Raw genomic sequence first — 16,233 nt, forward strand, 5'->3', positions numbered from 1 at the left:
CAAACCGTCATGAACCGTTACTCCGGCTTCCTGCGCAACCTGCCGCTCCTGGGCGTGCTCCCGCTGCTCTGTGCGGGCGCGCTTCACGCCCAGTATGAGATCAAGGGAGGCGTCTACAATGAACTCAGCGTGCGCTCCGGAGGCATTCCGGTGGGCCACGCGGGGACTCCCACGGGCAACCCCGCCATCACCCCGCAGTTCTCCAACGTCGTCGAGACCTCCGGCTCCGCGGGACCCCGGTCGAACTCAACGACGCTCACGGCGCGCTACCCCTCCACATCTTCCATCGTGCTCCAGCGCGCCAGCATCGGGACGACCTTCGCGTCCGGCGTGCCGCGCTATTTCCTGGGCGACAAGATGATCGCTCCGCTCACCTATGTTTCATCGAGCGGCGCGATGGTGACGCCAGCGGCCGACTTCTGGCGCGCGGAGCCGGTGCGCCCGGGTGAGATCATCACCAATCCCTCCGGCGCGGCGTTGAAGGATGCCTCCGGAGCCGCCATCCCGAACACGGGTGGCGTGATCGTCCCCACGCTCGACACGGGCGTGCTGGAGTCCTTCTACTACAGCCCGCACGCGAAGGCGGTCTTCGCCAACCAGCCCGGCCAGGTGCAGATCTGGTGGCGCTCCCGCCTGCCGGATGCGTCGAACAACTACGTGCTGATCAAGGAAACCTTCGCCGTTTCCTCCGCCACCTCGAATCCCGTCCGCACGCTCTACTGGACGGAGAAAGGTTTCAACGGCCCGCGCGTGACCGTTCCCGGCGGGAAGGTGGTCACCGTCAATCCGGTGTACAGCAATGTCTTCCCGCCCACGGTATCCACCGAATATACCGTCCCGGGGGATTCCCCGCCTGCGGACCCCAACGCGTCGCCCGCAGCCGAACTCCGCACCGTGTGGTTCGAGAAAAACAACGGCGTGGGTGAGCTGCATGCCTACAACGTCTCCGGACGCATCTTCGTGGAGTATCTGGGGCCGGTGGGTCCGGATGGTACCCATGAGTTTCTCGGCGCGGACATCGTCGAGGTTTCGCAAGCGGCCAATGCGACCACGCTCACGGTCCAGCTCGGCGAGGAAATCCGCCCCGCGCTCGATGACAAGAAGCTGACCGCCCTGCCGGTTTCCAGCAACGATTCCTCCAGCTACGGCAGCACCACCCGTCCGGACGGCTCACTCGCCTACTACGCGGAGCGGGAGAACACCATCGAGGACCGGGTGGTCTTCTACTGGCTGGAGTCCATGGACGCCGCCATCCCTCCGCTCACCGCGACTTCCGCCGGCATCCTGCTGGACTGGCCGAAGTACCTGCACAAGTACATCCAGGTCTGGCCAACGGATGTTTCCTCCTTCGCCCACTATACCGTGGGTGGCAGCGGCAGCTCGCTGGACAACGGCACCGGCCTGAAGTTCGAGGGTGGGAAAATCCCCGCCCTGATCTTCCAGGATGACGAGGAACAGGATGAGGCCGCCATCGATGCGGTCAGCCAGCGCCTCCTCGTCGGACTCGGCGGAGACCAGCTCAACCGCGCCCTGCTCAAGTTCACCGGCGACAACGGCGCGGTCTGGTATGTCCGCCTGATGACCCAGGCGGAAACCCGCACCGGCTTCCAGGAAGGCGACGGCGGCGCGGCCCTCACCGGCACCGCCTACGTCGGCCAGCGGATCGATCCACCATCCGCGGACTACACCACCGCCGGCTACATCGCCGGAGGCGCGGCGTATTCCCCATCCGCCTACAAGGATCCGTTCGCAGCCGGGATCTCCGCCGCGCAGACCGGGGCGATCATCCCGGTGAACGCGCTGCCGGACGCCGGGAACCAGATCACCGTCTGGTGGTTCAAGAAAGTCTCCGCGCCATCGTCCCAGTTCTCCGACTTCTACACTCCCTCGAAGGTCGGCAGATACAACGTCGCCTACAAGACGGACGACCCGACCATCGTGCTCGCGTCCAACTCCGGCACCGGTGACCTTTCCGTGGCCCAGAACTCCGGGTTCATCTACGTCCAGAATGACTCGACCAAGCCGGGCTTCAACCCGAACGAGGAACACGCCCTGATGCTGGGCGGCCGCGCCTACGCGATGCGTGACGACCTGAACGTCACCACCACCGCAGGCTTCACCTCCCAGCCGCGGGTCCTGATCGAATACACCGACCCCACCGACAACCGGCCGTCCATCGCCGCGTGGAACGTGGTGCGGGAAGACGCGGAGCATACCTTCGACTACGCGATCACCGCGGGCACCATCATCAACTCCCCGATGCCGCTGCCGCGCCTGCCGCTCCCGGTGGATGCCTCCACCGGTCTCTCCCGCAACACCGAAGTCACCCCGGACGCGGACGTCTATCCGCCGGACGCGGCGGCCGACGGTTCTCCCGCGGACTACTCGAAGTTCACCTTCAAGGACCGCAAGGGCTACGACTGGGTCTACCGCGGCCCGCACACGGACTACGGTTCCTCCGGGCTCGCCGCCAGCGGCACCGCCTTCAACACCGAGTTCAACAACGGCTCGATGGGCTACTGGACCGGCAGCCACGACATCGGCTCCGCCAGCGTGAGCGGTGGCAGCTACCGCGGAACCGCCACCCTCGATGGCGACGCCTACTTCTGGAGCAGCGGAGGCCCCCACTTCCCTGGCAACAGCGTGCCGAACATCCAGATCCGCTTCAAAGCCTCCACCAACGGCGGTGTCCAGCTCTTCTGGGCGACCGTCGAACATGTCGGTTTCGGCTCCAACAACCAGGTTTTCGGTGTGAACTACACCGGAAATGGCGACTGGCAGGTTCTCAACTTCCCGCTATCCACCTCCGCTAGCTGGGCCGGCAAAACGATCACCGACCTGCGTGTTGATCCTGTCTCCGCCACCGGCAGGACCTTCGAGATCGACTGGATCCGTCTTTCCCAGCCGACGCCCGCGCTGGGCATGCAGTGGTACTACACCATGCGGGACGGTTTCTTCATCCCGGGAAAAAACACCCAGCCTGCCGTGGGCACCGTGCTTCCCTATCTCCGCCCGAAGAACCAGGGCGGCGGCTATGACGGGGATGCCGTGACCGGCACCTCCCTGACCGTGAACTACCGCCCGCAGTGGCCGGATGACGCCCCCACCATGAGTGTGGGTGAAACGCTCACCCTGCCCAACCATGGCCTCCCGGCCGTGCGCGGCCAGACCAGTGCGAACGTCCTCTACCAGCGCTCGATCGCCCAGACGGGAACCACCGCCACCAGCGTGACGCTGCATGACCCCACCCGCGCGAAGTCCGTCCTGCTGGATGCCGCCGGTGTCGGCCTGACGAAGATCCCTTCATCCATCGCCACCACCGCCAATTCGGGCAAGACCTACTTCCAGCTCCTGCCGCCCCACCTCCAGCAGCGGTTCTATTTCGACCCCACGCTCGGCACCATCGGCGGGCTGGTCCTGAACGGACAGTTCGTCGATGAAATCTCCGGCGAGGACTACCTGCTGCTGAACACGCTGAGCGCGGAAGACGTCAGCTCCCTCAAGAAGCTCGTCAGTGCCACGGACAGCGACGCACAGGCGTGGTACAACGCCGTGGACAACCTTTCGACGAAGGTGGAGACGTTCAAGGAGGATCCGGCCAAGGCGGGCACCTACATCGTGGATGCCTCGAAGACGGTCACCGTCGGCGGCACCTCGCTGGCGGCCATCACCAGCCCGGAAACCGCGGTGGACAGCTACGCCCTCACCGCCACCGGCGCAGGCTCCGGCTATGTTTCCCTGCTGTTCGGAAACGGCCGGGCCTTCACCCCGGAGGGCGAGCCCGTCACGGTCTCCATCATCCGTGTCGTCCCGCAGCTCTATACGGGCGACCTGAAGGCGCTGGCCGCATCGAACCCGCTGGATGAACAAAGCTCCCTCCAGCACAGCGGTGACTTCGCCGCGAGTCCCTCGAACTACGAGTTCGAGTGGCGCTACGCTCCCCCGCAGGACGGGGTCCAGCCGCCGGTCTACACCTACTCCATGTCCACGGTGCTGGGCGACACCAGCTCCCGCTCCTGGTATCTGGCGGCGAATCCCTCCGCCCCGCTGCCAGCCACCTATCCCGCCACGCAGTATGAATTCCCCCGCACGTTCGCGATCCGGGATTCCTCCTACAACGCGGCATCCGGCTACCCGGCCACGGTGGCGAAGTCCGTCTCCGGTGTCACCCTTTCCGGCACCGTCCCGGGCAAGCTGGTCTTCAGCGCGGAGCTGGGAACGCACGATGGTTTCATCCTCTACGTGAACGGCACCCCGGCGCTGGCCTCGCGCCTGCCCGCCGGCACCGCCCCTCCCGCGGGAGTGTCCTCCGTGGATCCCAGCACCGGCCTTTCCTCCAGCGGGCTGACGCTCCAATACAATGTCGATCCTTCGTTTTTCTCCGTCGGAACGAACCGCATCGAGGTGGCGCTGTTCACCTCCGCGAACGCGAACGCCACCTCCTCCGTCAACTTCCGCCTCGATGCCTCCGTCGAGACGGACCACGTCACGGCGTCCGGCTCCCCATGGACCAAGCCCAACGGCACGCTCCTCAACACGGTGGTCGTCGGTGGCTCCGCGGACTCCCCGCTGGGCAACCCGCTGCTGGTCTTCAGCGACAACTACTTCACCGTGCGCTACCGCCCGAAGACCGGCGTCACCAACGTCGCCGGCACCAACTGGAGCCGCTGGATGACGCCGAAGCTGGTCGAGAGCTGGATCAAGCGCGCGCTGGACGGCATCAACCCGTTCAACCAACGGACGGATGACCTGTTCAACAACCCGGTCTCCACGGATGTCTCCATCCTCACCCAGGCAGGCACCCGCTGGGAAGGCGACGTCGCGCTGAACATGGAGAACATCAACGACTACGGCCTCATCGAGATCTATGAGACCCTCCTCAACCGGGCGAAGAACCTTTCCATCGACGCCGGATACGACGACCCGGCCACCAACGACACCCTGCTGCTCGCCGCCGGTTACCTCAACGACCTCTACATCACGCTGGGCAACGAGGCGTCCGACGACGCGGACAACCCGACCATCGCCATCGACGGCGACGCGGGTTCCTCCCAGATGAACAGCTCGCGGTTCTCCTTCGAAGGGCAGGTTCCTTCGCTGATCGAGGAGGAACTCGCCATGCTGAGGGGACGTGATGATTTCCTCAGCCCGGGCGTGGGCTCCGCCCCCACCTACAACCGGCTTTTCTGGAACTACATCAACGGCATCGCCTCCGGGGAGTCCATCTACGCGGTGAACTATGACATCCGCGAAAAGTCCGGCTCCCCCACCGCGGACGGCACGCTGGACGCGGAGGACGCGCAGCACATGTTCCCGCAGGGCCACGGCGACTCCTACGGCCACTACCTCACCGCACTGACCGGCTACTACAAGCTCCTGACCTCCCCCAACTTCACCTGGACCCCGCGCAGCGAGTCGGTGAACGTGCTGGGACAGACGGTGCAGGTGGACTACCAGGACGAGCGGAAATTCGCCGCCGCCGCCGCGAACGTCGCCCGCACCGGCGCGCGCATCCTCGACCTGACCGCGCGGGCCAGCTACCATGACGACCCCGCCGACGGCTGGGCGCACCAGCGCGACGGCAAGAACAACCCGAACACCGGTGCCAACCGCCACTGGGGCACCGATGAGTGGGCCTCCAGGGCGGGCCAGGGAGCGTACTTCCACTGGGTCAACGCCAACGCGATGCTCCCGGACAAGGACACCAACCCGCAGCACACCGGCATCCAGATCATCGACCGCACCACCGTGCCGGAGATCTCCGAGATCGTCTCCAGCGCCGGTGCCATCCAGGCCACGCTGGACGCCCAGTGCGCCCACCTCAACCCGCTGGGACTGGCGAAGGGCGCCATCGCCTTCGACATCTCCCCCGCCGCGCTGAAATCCGGACAGTCCCACTACGAGCAGGTCTACCAGCGCGCGCTGCAGGCCAGCCTCAACGCGAAGGCCGCGTTCGACCAGGCCAGCGTGATGAACCGCCTGCTGCGCAACCAGGGCAAGTCGCTCGACGAATACAACACGGCGGTGGACAACCAGGAGCGGGCCTACGAATACCAGCTCATCGAGCTGTTCGGCACGCCGTATCCGGGGGACGTCGGCCCGGGCAAGCTCTATGAACAGGGCTATGCCGGACCGGACCTCTACCACTACCATTTCATCAACCAGCCATCCACCCTGGTGGACACCGGCAGCACGGTCACCATCACCGTCCGCGAGCCGAAGGAGATGAACCCGTTCAAGGAGTGGTCGCTCGACAATGTCTATGACAAGATCAACGACCCGCTCCAGTTCACGGAGCGCAGCTACACGCTCGCGCCGGACCGCATCACGCAGTTCGCTCCGTCCGGCTACGGCTCCCGCAGCCAGCCAGGGGCGGTCCAGCGCGCGTTGCTCGACGTCTATCAGGCACAGGTCAACGCCCGTGAGGCCGCGGACACGCTGGACGCGCTGATGCGCCAGTTCAACCGCGACTACCAGCTCTTCACCGAGTTCCGCACGGCCTACGACGACGCCAACGAAGGTGCGGCGGAGAAGCTGGACCAGGCGGCCGCCTACCTGACCGCTTCCTCCAGCCTGACGAACTCCGCGGCGCTGCTGGAGCTCAGCTCCGAGTTCATCACCGCCATCTCCGACGCGACGGCGGAGGCATTCCCCACCACGGCGGGGCTTTCCTTCGACGCCACCTCGGTCGCACGGAGCCTGTCGATCTACACCGGGGCCACCTCCGCCTACGCGCAGGGACTGTCCGCCCTCGCCTTCGAAAACACCGTCGGCTACCTGGAGGCCGCCGCGGAAAACCTCTCCGCGGAGGCCGACGACTTCTACACCCAGTATGACTGGAGCAACGAGGACAAGCGCCACGTCGTGGAGTTCGAGCGCCTGCTGAACAGGGTGCTCACCCAGCGCTTCGAGCTGGCCCGCCGCATCGGCGAGCTGCAGAAGGCCACGGAGGAAGTCTCCCGCGTCGTCGCGAAGTCGAACCAGATCCTCGGCGAGCGCGAGATCTTCCGCCAGCGTGCCGCCGCCGTCATCCAGGGCTACCGCACCCGCGACATGACCTACCGCGCCCTGCGCAACGAGGAGCTGTCGCAATACCAGGCGCTCTTCGACCTGGCCGCGCAGTACACCTACCTCACCGTCCAGAGCTACGACTACGAGACCGGCCTGCTCGGCACGGACGCAGGAAAGTCCGTCATCAACGGCGTGGTCGGCACCCGCTCGCTGGGTGACTTCAAGCTCGGCGTGCCCATCGCCACGACAGGCACCACCGGCGACGGCGGGCTGGCCTTCCTCCAGGCGCGCCTGCAGAGCGACTGGTCCGCCGTGAAGTCCCGCCTGGGCATCAACAACCCGGACCAGAACGGCACGCTGTTCTCCCTGCGGCAGGAACTTTTCCGCATCCGCACGGACGCCGCCACCACGGAGGATGACAAGACCTGGCGCCAGGTGCTGGAGCAGCACATCATGAGCAACGTCCTCAACGACCCGGACGTCTCGGAATACTGCCTCAACATCCGCAAGCCGGACGGATCCGCCGTCCCGGGGATCGTCATCCCGTTCAGCACCACCATCGCCCACGGCAAGAACTTCTTCGGCTTCCCGCTGGCGTCCGGCGACCACTCCTTCACCGCGTCGAACTTCGCCACGAAGATCTACTCCGCCGGGGTGGTGATGAAGGGCTACATCGGCATGGACCCGTTCGCCATCGGCACTCCGGGCGCCGGAGGACCGGCCAGTTCCGACCCCAACGCGCTGGCCGCCACGCCGTATGTCTACCTCATCCCCGCCGGGGTGGACACCATGCTCTCCCCGCCGCTGGGGGACACCGCGGAGGCACGCTCATGGGCGGTGAAGGACCAGGCGATCCCGCTGCCGTTCGACCTCGGGCGGAACGACTTCGCCTCCACCCAGTTCTTCACCCCGCAGGGCACGCTCAATGAAAAGCTGTGGATCACACGGAAGCACCAGGCGTTCCGCCCCGTCAACGACCCGGCCTTCTTCTACAGCTCCATCCCCGGTGAGTTCACCAACAGCAGGTTGGTTGGCCGCAGCGCGTGGAACAGCCAGTGGAAGATCGTCATCCCGGCCTACACCATGCTCAACAAGGAGGACGACGCGCTCGACCGATTCGTCCGCAGCGTCTCCGACCTCCAGTTGTTCCTCCGCACCTACTCCCACTCCGGCAACTGATGAAGACCGGCCTGAGGATCCTGGCGGGCATTACCGCCGCCGTGGCGGTGCTCGGTGCCGGGCTGGCCTTGTATCCGCGGAAAGACGGCCAAGGGGATGGGAAGAAAGACCCGGCCACCCGCAGCCTGGTCCCGCGCCCCGGTGAGAGCGTACGCGCGGACTGGCCTGCGGAGGACGTCTTCAGCAAGGCCTTCTGGCGGCACCCGTCCGCCGACGACCGGATCGTCGATGCGGTGCGGGTCGAGTCCGCCGGTGACGATGGAGTCAGCCGCTGGGCGTGGTTCATCAAGGTCCACCCCAGCGCCGCGCTGCTCCAGGATCTGCGGGATCCTTTGAGGTTCGGACTCATCCCGACGGGCAGCCCGAAGCCCCAGCTTCCCGCGGACATTTCCGCCCCTGCGTGGTTCCGGATCACCGGAGGGGAGGTCCTCCAGCATCCGGTGCAGGGGATGACCCTGCGCTACCACGCCGACGGAAATCTCCTCTACGTCTCCGACCACGGCCGGGGCTTCTCAAAGGCCTACGGCCAATGATGCTCCGCCATCCATCCCCCTGACCTTCGACAGACTTTTTCCATCCCTACCCCAAAACGAATCACCCACCCATGAACCAACGGTTGCTCCCACTGCTCGCCATTTCCGCCCTCATTCCATGCGGCTCCGCCTCCGGCGCCCTGCTCATCGGCTTCCACAGCTTCACCGGCGACACGACCGTCCAGAATGGAGGCTCCGGCAGCAACTACCTGGCTCCGGGATTCTCCGGTTTCTACAATCCCACCACCGGCATCAACAAGACCGCGACCGGCGGCTCCACCGACCAGACCTATGGCGGTATCACCGTGGACGTCAGCACTCCCGGCGTTGGCAACGGCTACGTCTCCACCTTCACCGGCTGGTATCCCATCATGGAACTCGCCAACAACTCCGGTTCCACCGTCGCGCTCGACAAGCTGCTGTTCGACGGAGCGTCGCTTCCCAGCGCGACGACGCTGGTGATCAGCTACCGCTTCGGAACGACCGGTGGCTTCACCGATCTCCCCGCTGTTTCGCTGACGACGGCGTACCAGGATTTCTCTCGGGACATCTCCGCGCTGCAGCTTGAGGATGGCCAGACCATCCAGTTCCAGTTCTCCGGTGGCAGCGGCGGACAACTCGACAACTTCGGCGTCACCGCCGCAGTTCCGGAACCGTCCGCAGCGCTGATCGCCGGAGGATTGCTCACCCTCGGCGCATACCGCCGCCGTGCGCTGGTCCCCGGCGAAATGAGACAGGTCACCCCTTGAGGGAGGGAAATGCCCACGAATCCGCCCGTTCGATCCATGAACCGACACCCGGACTACGCGACCGCGTAATGCCGATGCGTCCGGTTTTGTGACATGGTTTTCTCGTCAGCGCGACGGACGCCCCCCGACCGGAAACGCCGACAACATCCCCCCGAAACCAAGCGATCCCCCCGAACGCGACAACCGGCAGAGAAGTACCCCCGCTACTCTGCCGGTTTGCTTTTATCCCCCCATGGCAGCGCGGGGAGGCCGCCGTGTCATCTCACCCGCAGGAGTTTTCCTCCGCCTTTCTTCAGATCCAACGGCAGGCTTTTCCCACCCGCAGCGGACCATTTGCCCGAGGTTCCATCGAAGACCTCCATTGCACCCGGCCCCGCGAGCGTGACGGAGATGTCCTCCCGGTAGTCCAGGTTCACCACCATGACGTGGGACGCCTCCGTGATGGGCGCCCCCTTCGCACCGAAGAAGCCCAGCACCACGCCGCATGCCCGCTCCCCGGGTTTCATTTCCTTTTCCGCCAGCGGTGGATCCAGCCGGAAGGGCGCGTCCGCCGCCAGCATCTCGGTGCCGTTGGGCTTCATGCCGCAATGATACGCACCCAGCGAGGAAAGCGTCCGCAGTTCCCCGGCGATGGAAATGAACGCGGGGTTCGCCACGGACGCCTCATCATGGAGCGCGGTGGTGTTTCCCTGCTGGTCCACCATCCCGCCCTCGTGCGTGCGGTGGGAGTAGATGTAGTAGGAGATCCCCTGCGCGCCATAGGCCAGCGAGGTGTTCACCAGGAACCTCAGCTCATCCGGCCCGGGGACCCGTGGTGAGTGCGGGGACGCCGCCTCCCCCGGCACCCAGGAGCTGGACTGGACGATGTTCAGGAAAGGGACGCCCGCCGCCAGCGCCTTTCTCCGGATCAACCCGAGGTTGAGGAAATAGTCGCCCGCATCCCCGCTGCGCGTGAACTGGTAGTGGTCATAGCTGATGAGATCCGGCTTCACCGTGTCCACATACTGGTCGAGGTGCTTCTGGTAGGCGGTGACCTTGTCCCCCTCCGTCCCCAGTTGCGCGTTGCTGGCGTAGGTGGGCAGCAGGTTGATGTAGGCCAGCGTGCCGGGATCCTGCTCCCTCAGATACGCCACGATCCTGCCGAGCCTGGGGAATTTGCCCGCGTCCGGCTCATCGGTCAGGTGGTAGGAATACAGCGCGGGGTGGTCCTTCACCCGGGTGATGAGGGCGTCCAGCTCCGCCTTTGCCTGCGGGTTGTCCAGCACGTCCAGCCGCATGAGCACCGGGTGGTGGAGATGCGCCCGCAGTCCGTGGCGGTGGGCGACATCCAGCTCCCGCTCATGGCACCAGACCAGGTTCCATCCACCCTGCGCCAGCCTCCCGGCGGTGGCATCATCCAGCGGCACGCCGCCCGGATAGCCCGGCCCGCCCCAGTAGGTGGTGATGGGCTTTCCGATGCTCCATTTTCCGGATGCACCCTCCGCATGAACGGTCGCGGACGACGGAAGAACCAAGGTGACCAACGGGAGGAAAGGCAGCAACAGGCGGGTGAAACGAGGCATCGCCGCCCCCATACGCCGCCTCCGCCCTGCGGCTTCCGGAATGACCGAAAAGCAGCCGACATTCACCGAATACAGGCCCCGATCCCTCCTCCGCCGCCAGACCGTGGGCCGGAATCGCTGGACTTATCCGGCCACCGCCACCATCCTCCCGCAGGGACACGCAAAAATCCAACCCCAGCCCCGTCCCCCCTTTGATCCGCCACGATGGCGTGGAGCCGCGTCTCCACCCGTCCGCTCCCTTCAAAATCCCCATCCGTTTTCCCCATGAAAGGACTCCGTCATTTCTCCCCATCCCGGCCGTGGAGCCATCTGCCGCCGACGCTCACCTTCATGGCCACCGCCATGTTCGCGCAAGGCGCGGAGTTCACCTGGAAGGGTCCCGGCAATGACTGGACGACCGCAACGAGCTGGGTGGGAGGCACACCTCCGGCGACCGGAGGTGCCAGCGGTTCCACCCGCATCCAGATCGGCACCAGCGGCAACGTGGTCACCTACGCGAACCGTCTGATCTACTCCGCCGCGCAGGGCGACACCACCTTCACCGTCGGAAATTCCAACCGCACGCTCCTCATCGGCAACTCCGTGGAGGGCCACATGGAGATCAGCGGCGGCACCTTCATCGGCACCGCCGCGACCGATGGCATGTCCGTCAACGGCGGCAGCGGAAACCTCTACATCACCGGCGGCAGCTACCGGAATGTGGATGGCAACTTCGAGCTGGTGTACAACACCGGCACCTCCCTCCTCCGCATCGACTCCGGAGCGTTCGAGGTCAGCGCCATCAATTTTCAGAGCCAGGCCGCAGGCACCGGCACCGCCAACGGGACGATCCAACTCAACGGCGGCACGCTCTCCGTCGGCAACTTCAACTCGACCAGCTCCTCCGGAACCCACCGCGTGCTGCTCAACGGCGGCACGGTGGCGTCCCGCTTCAATGCGAACTGGGCGGACCGGACCAACGTCACCTGGGAGCTGCAGAACACGACCACCTTCAACATCGCCCACAGCGTGACCCTCGGTGAGGCGCTCTCCGGCGTGGGCGGGATCAACAAGACCAGCGCCGGCAACTTCACCCTCAGCGGCGCGAACAGCTACACCGGCCTGACCCAGGTGTCCGCGGGCGGCTTGGTCGTCAGCAACAATACCGCGCTCGGGGCCACCGGCACCGGCAACACCACCCGCGTCTCCAACCAGGCGCGCGTCGTCCTGGCGAACGGCGTGACCGTGACCGGTGAATCCATCAGCATCATCGGCACCGGCGGGGAAGGCAACTACGGCGCGCTGCAGGCCGCCGGCAACACCACCGTCACCTGGGCGGGCGCCATCACCCTCGCCACCGGTGATGGCTCCGGTGATACCCGGGTCGGCGCACGCACGGGCGGCAACCTGATCCTTTCCGGAGACATCGACGGCTCGGCGGTCTCGCTGGGCATCCGCAACGAAGGCAGCGACACCACCGTGGGCGCGGACTTCGACAATACGGTGGTGACCCTGCAGGGGGCCTACACCGGAGCGGAGCTGAGGCTTTTCCAAGGCGTCGTGAAACTCGGTGCTTCGGAACGCATCCAGGATACCGCCGGGCTGGTGTTCGGCCACGGTGTGTCCGGCTCGCTCCGCCAGCGGCTCGACCTGAACGGTTTCAATGAAACCGTCTCCCACCTTTCCGTCGCCGTCAGCACGGCGAGCGCGAACCATGAGATCACCAACACCGCCGCCACCCGCAGCACCTTCACCCTGAACTCCGGTGGAAGCACCACCGCCCGCAGTTTCTCCGGCGTGGTGACGGGCAACCTAGACTTCCAGAAGCTGGGCGCGAACACGGTGACCTTCACCGGACTGAACACCTACACCGGCAGCACCGCCGTGAATGCCGGAACCTTCGTCGTCGCGGACGGCGGCGCGCTGAATGGCGGCGGCTCCACCACCGTCGCCTCCGGGGCCACCTTCAGCCTGCTGGGCACGTATCTCTTCAACGTCGGCGCGAACGGTGACAGCAACCAGATCTCCGGCGAGGGCACCGTCAACCTCAACGGCATCCTCCACCTGAACCTCGCCGCCGCCGGCATCGCCGCTGGAAATGAATGGACCCTCGTGGATGCGACCGGCTCCATCGACTGGAACGGCCTGCGCATCACCAGCACCGCCGGGGATTTCACCCGCACCGACGGAACATGGACGCTGGATGACCAGGGCAGGATGTGGAGCTTCAACGAAGCGGACGGCGTGCTTACGCTCACCGCCGTTCCGGAGGCGGGCACGTCCGCACTGCTGCTGGCCGGTGGCGCCGCCCTCGTCCTGCGCCGCCGCAGGAAGTGAGCGGACCGCCGGTCATTCATGGCTCGGGCGGGCGGAGGGCCGCCGCCGTATCATAGACGCGCTTCGTTTTCCAGAGCAGGAGGAGATTCGTCAGGCTGATGAGGAAGATCCATGCGCCGCTTTGGAACATTGCGGTTGTGAAGGATCTCATGGTCCCGACGGACGAAACCATCACCTTCTCCCCCGATTCCATGAATGCGATTACGGACTCGTGCAAGTCCGCGGTGTAGGATTTCCCGATCCTCTTTTCCATTTTCGCACTCACCTCGGTGACAGAAGCATTGAGGAGATCTCTCTCCATCTTGTATGTCATGGTATTTGCCGCGAACCCCACGGCGAACATCACCAGCGTGATGACGAGGGTGAGGATGTTCAGCGCAATGAGCCACTTGACCGGATGTTTCATGGAACGGGAAGGAGACGCCCTCGCGGCCTGTACGGCAAGCTTGCGTATCTTTCCCCCCCGAGGAGGTTTCCGGAAATTCTCCCGTCAGATCCCACGGGTTCCGGCTAATACATCCATGGAGCCGATGCCCGAAAAGCCCACTTCCTGCGATCCATGAAATTTCCTCTCATCCTCTGCACCGCCATGCTGGCGGCCCCGTTGTCCGCCGCACCCCGGACACCAAACCCCGGTCTGAAGTACTACTACCCCGTGCCCGCCGCGAACCCCGCGCAGGTCATCGGGGCGGACGTCTGCGTCTATGGTGGAACGCCGGGCGGTGTCTCCGCAGCGGTCCAGGCCGCGCGCATGGGAAAGAAGGCGGTGCTGGTGGTCATGCGCCGCCACGTCGGCGGGATGACGTCCGGCGGCCTCACCGCCACGGACATCGGCAACCGCAAGGCGGTCGGCGGATTCGCCAACGAGGTGTATGGGAAGATCGGCATGACGGCGGGGTTCCGGCCATCCCAGGCGGAGTCCGCCTTCCTGCATTTCCTGGAGAAGGCCGGTGTGGAGATCTACTATGAACACCGTTTGAAGGACGTGGTGAAGAAAGGGAACCGGATCACGTCCATTTCCTTCGAAAACGGCAACAGCGTGAAGGCGAAGATGTTCGTGGACTCCACCTATGAGGGGGATCTGTTCGCGAAGGCCGGTGTCTCCTATCATGTGGGCCGGGAATCGAACGCGACCTACGGGGAAACCATCAACGGCATCCAGTTCAGGAACGCGCACAACTTCAACGTGAAGGTGGACCCGTATCTGAAGCCGGGGGATCCCGCCAGCGGCCTGCTGCCCGGCATTTCCGCGGCCGATCCCGGAAAGGCCGGGGAGGGCGACAAGAAGATCCAGGCCTACAACTTCCGCTTCCAGCTCTGGGACGGACCGGACCGCCTGCCTTTCCCCAAGCCGGACGGCTATGACCGCGGCCGCTTCGCCCTGTATGAGCGCTACCTGAAGACCACCAAAACGCCACCCGCCCCGTTCAGGCTCCGCAACGGGGACTGCAACAACGTCGGCGGCTTTTCCACCGACCACATCGGCGCGAACTACGCATGGCCGGAGGCGGACTATCAGACGCGGGAAAAGATCTTCCAGGACCACGTGAACTACCAGAAGGGGCTGGCCTACTTCGCCACCAACGATCCGGAGGTCCCGGAAGGCGTCCGCAACCGGATGAAGGCGTTCGGCCTGATGCCCGGTGAGTTTCCGGAGACCGGCGGCTTCCCGCACGAACTCTACGTCCGCGAGGGCCGCCGCATGATCTCCGAGCATGTGATGACGGAGCATGATTGCCGCAGCGCGAACGTCGTACCGGACTCCATCGGACTGGCCGCCTACACCATGGACTCCCACAACTGCCAGCGCGTCGTCATCGACGGCGCGGTGCGCAACGAGGGGGACGTCCAGGTCCGCGTCCCCCGTCCCTACCCCATCAGCTACCGCAGCATCGTCCCGAAGGAAAGCGAGTGCGCGAACCTGCTGGTCAGCGTCTGCCTTTCCTCCTCCCACATCGCCTACGGCTCCATCCGCATGGAGCCGGTCTTCATGATCCTGGGACAGTCCGCCGCGACGGCGGCGTCCCTCGCCATCGACGGCAACACCTCCGTCCAGAAGGTGGACTACGCGAAGCTGGCCGGGCGCCTGCTGGAGGACGGCCAGATCCTCAAGTGGGACGCACCGCCGCTCAGTGCGGAGGAGACCGCCGCCGCGCCGGACGGCATCGAGGTGGATGACACCGCCGCCGTGAAAACCGGAACGTGGAACGAAGCGACCTCCGGCAACTACCTGCACGACGCGGACAAGGACAAGGGAAGCAAGTCCATCACCTACACCCCGGATCTTCCGAAGGACGGCAACTACGACGTCTATCTGACCTGGCGGAAGACCGGCAACCGCGCGACCAACGTGCCGGTGACCATCACCGGCGCCAACGGCGAGGTCTCCGTGAAGGTGGACCAGCGCAACAAAGGCGGCTGGGTGAAGATCCACTCCGGTCCGTTCAAGGCGGGAAAAACCTCCAGCCTCACCATCTCCAACAAGGGCACCAACGGCCATGTGATCGCGGACGCGGTGCGATGGTCCCCAGCGAAATGAGACGCGCGATCCGTGGCGGGAGGGAAATGCCCACGAATCCGCCCGTTCACTCCACGAACTAACACCTCACCTACGCGACCGCGTAATCCCGGTACGTCCGGTTTTGTGACATGGTCTTCTCGTCAGCGCGACGGACGCCCCCCGACCGGAAACGCCGACAACATCCCCCCGAAAACAAGCGATCCCCCCGGACGCGACAACCGGCAGAGAAGTCCCCCCGCTACTCTGCCGGTTTGCTTTTATCCCCCCAGGGCGGATCGGCCCGATCCGCCGTAGCTGAAAGGCGGACCGGTTTGGTGGGGCAATTACTTCGCCACCGGATGAAGACGCCGGTCTGAAGACCA

General features: G+C 65.3%; 7 protein-coding genes. 5 read left to right on the forward strand and 2 right to left on the reverse strand.

Annotation, left to right across the window (positions count from 1 at the left end; translation table 11 throughout):
* Positions 1-9 precede the first annotated feature (9 nt).
* The 3 genes from OVA24_RS17935 to OVA24_RS17945 all read left to right on the forward strand — a co-directional run bounded on the left by OVA24_RS17935 (position 10) and on the right by OVA24_RS17945 (position 9,472).
* Positions 10-8,190, forward strand: a complete 8,181-nt coding sequence (locus OVA24_RS17935; RefSeq protein ID WP_267671491.1) for a hypothetical protein — start codon at positions 10-12, stop codon at positions 8,188-8,190.
* Positions 8,190-8,723, forward strand: a complete 534-nt coding sequence (locus tag OVA24_RS17940; protein ID WP_267671492.1) for a hypothetical protein — start codon at positions 8,190-8,192, stop codon at positions 8,721-8,723. The genes OVA24_RS17935 and OVA24_RS17940 overlap by 1 nt, the downstream gene beginning before the upstream one ends.
* Before the next feature lie 71 nt (positions 8,724-8,794).
* The gene (locus OVA24_RS17945; protein WP_267671493.1) at positions 8,795-9,472 is read left to right on the forward strand and encodes a hypothetical protein; all 678 of its coding nucleotides are present in this window, start codon (positions 8,795-8,797) and stop codon (positions 9,470-9,472) included.
* Positions 9,473-9,729: 257 nt separating this feature from the next.
* Here the strand turns inward: OVA24_RS17945 and OVA24_RS17950 are convergent, their stop codons facing one another.
* Positions 9,730-11,034, reverse strand: coding sequence for an alpha-amylase family protein (locus OVA24_RS17950; protein ID WP_267671494.1), 1,305 nt, complete (start codon positions 11,032-11,034; stop codon positions 9,730-9,732).
* A 264-nt stretch (positions 11,035-11,298) separates the two neighbouring features.
* Here OVA24_RS17950 and OVA24_RS17955 point away from each other — a divergent pair, with 264 nt between their 5' ends.
* Positions 11,299-13,350 (forward strand): beta strand repeat-containing protein, encoded by a 2,052-nt coding sequence (locus OVA24_RS17955; protein WP_267671495.1) that lies wholly within the window; start codon positions 11,299-11,301, stop codon positions 13,348-13,350.
* Positions 13,351-13,366: 16 nt separating this feature from the next.
* On the opposite strand, the gene OVA24_RS17960 is transcribed toward OVA24_RS17955, so the two are convergent.
* Complete coding sequence (locus tag OVA24_RS17960; RefSeq protein ID WP_267671496.1) at positions 13,367-13,756, reverse strand: hypothetical protein; 390 nt, start codon at positions 13,754-13,756, stop codon at positions 13,367-13,369.
* 153 nt (positions 13,757-13,909) lie between these two features.
* Here OVA24_RS17960 and OVA24_RS17965 point away from each other — a divergent pair, with 153 nt between their 5' ends.
* The gene (locus OVA24_RS17965; RefSeq protein WP_267671497.1) at positions 13,910-15,889 is read left to right on the forward strand and encodes an FAD-dependent oxidoreductase; all 1,980 of its coding nucleotides are present in this window, start codon (positions 13,910-13,912) and stop codon (positions 15,887-15,889) included.
* Positions 15,890-16,233 lie beyond the last annotated feature (344 nt).

Source organism: Luteolibacter sp. SL250 (assembly GCF_026625605.1).
In the GTDB taxonomy this organism is placed as follows: domain Bacteria; phylum Verrucomicrobiota; class Verrucomicrobiia; order Verrucomicrobiales; family Akkermansiaceae; genus Luteolibacter.

Bases quoted from the DNA above. Each gene is read 5' to 3' on its own strand.
- OVA24_RS17935 (WP_267671491.1), top strand. From the start codon at position 10: ATGAACCGTTACTCCGGCTTCCTGCGCAACCTGCCGCTCCTGGGCGTG.
- OVA24_RS17940 (WP_267671492.1), top strand. From the start codon at position 8,190: ATGAAGACCGGCCTGAGGATCCTGGCGGGCATTACCGCCGCCGTGGCG.
- OVA24_RS17945 (WP_267671493.1), top strand. From the start codon at position 8,795: ATGAACCAACGGTTGCTCCCACTGCTCGCCATTTCCGCCCTCATTCCA.
- OVA24_RS17950 (WP_267671494.1), bottom strand. From the start codon at position 11,034: ATGCCTCGTTTCACCCGCCTGTTGCTGCCTTTCCTCCCGTTGGTCACC.
- OVA24_RS17955 (WP_267671495.1), top strand. From the start codon at position 11,299: ATGAAAGGACTCCGTCATTTCTCCCCATCCCGGCCGTGGAGCCATCTG.
- OVA24_RS17960 (WP_267671496.1), bottom strand. From the start codon at position 13,756: ATGAAACATCCGGTCAAGTGGCTCATTGCGCTGAACATCCTCACCCTC.
- OVA24_RS17965 (WP_267671497.1), top strand. From the start codon at position 13,910: ATGAAATTTCCTCTCATCCTCTGCACCGCCATGCTGGCGGCCCCGTTG.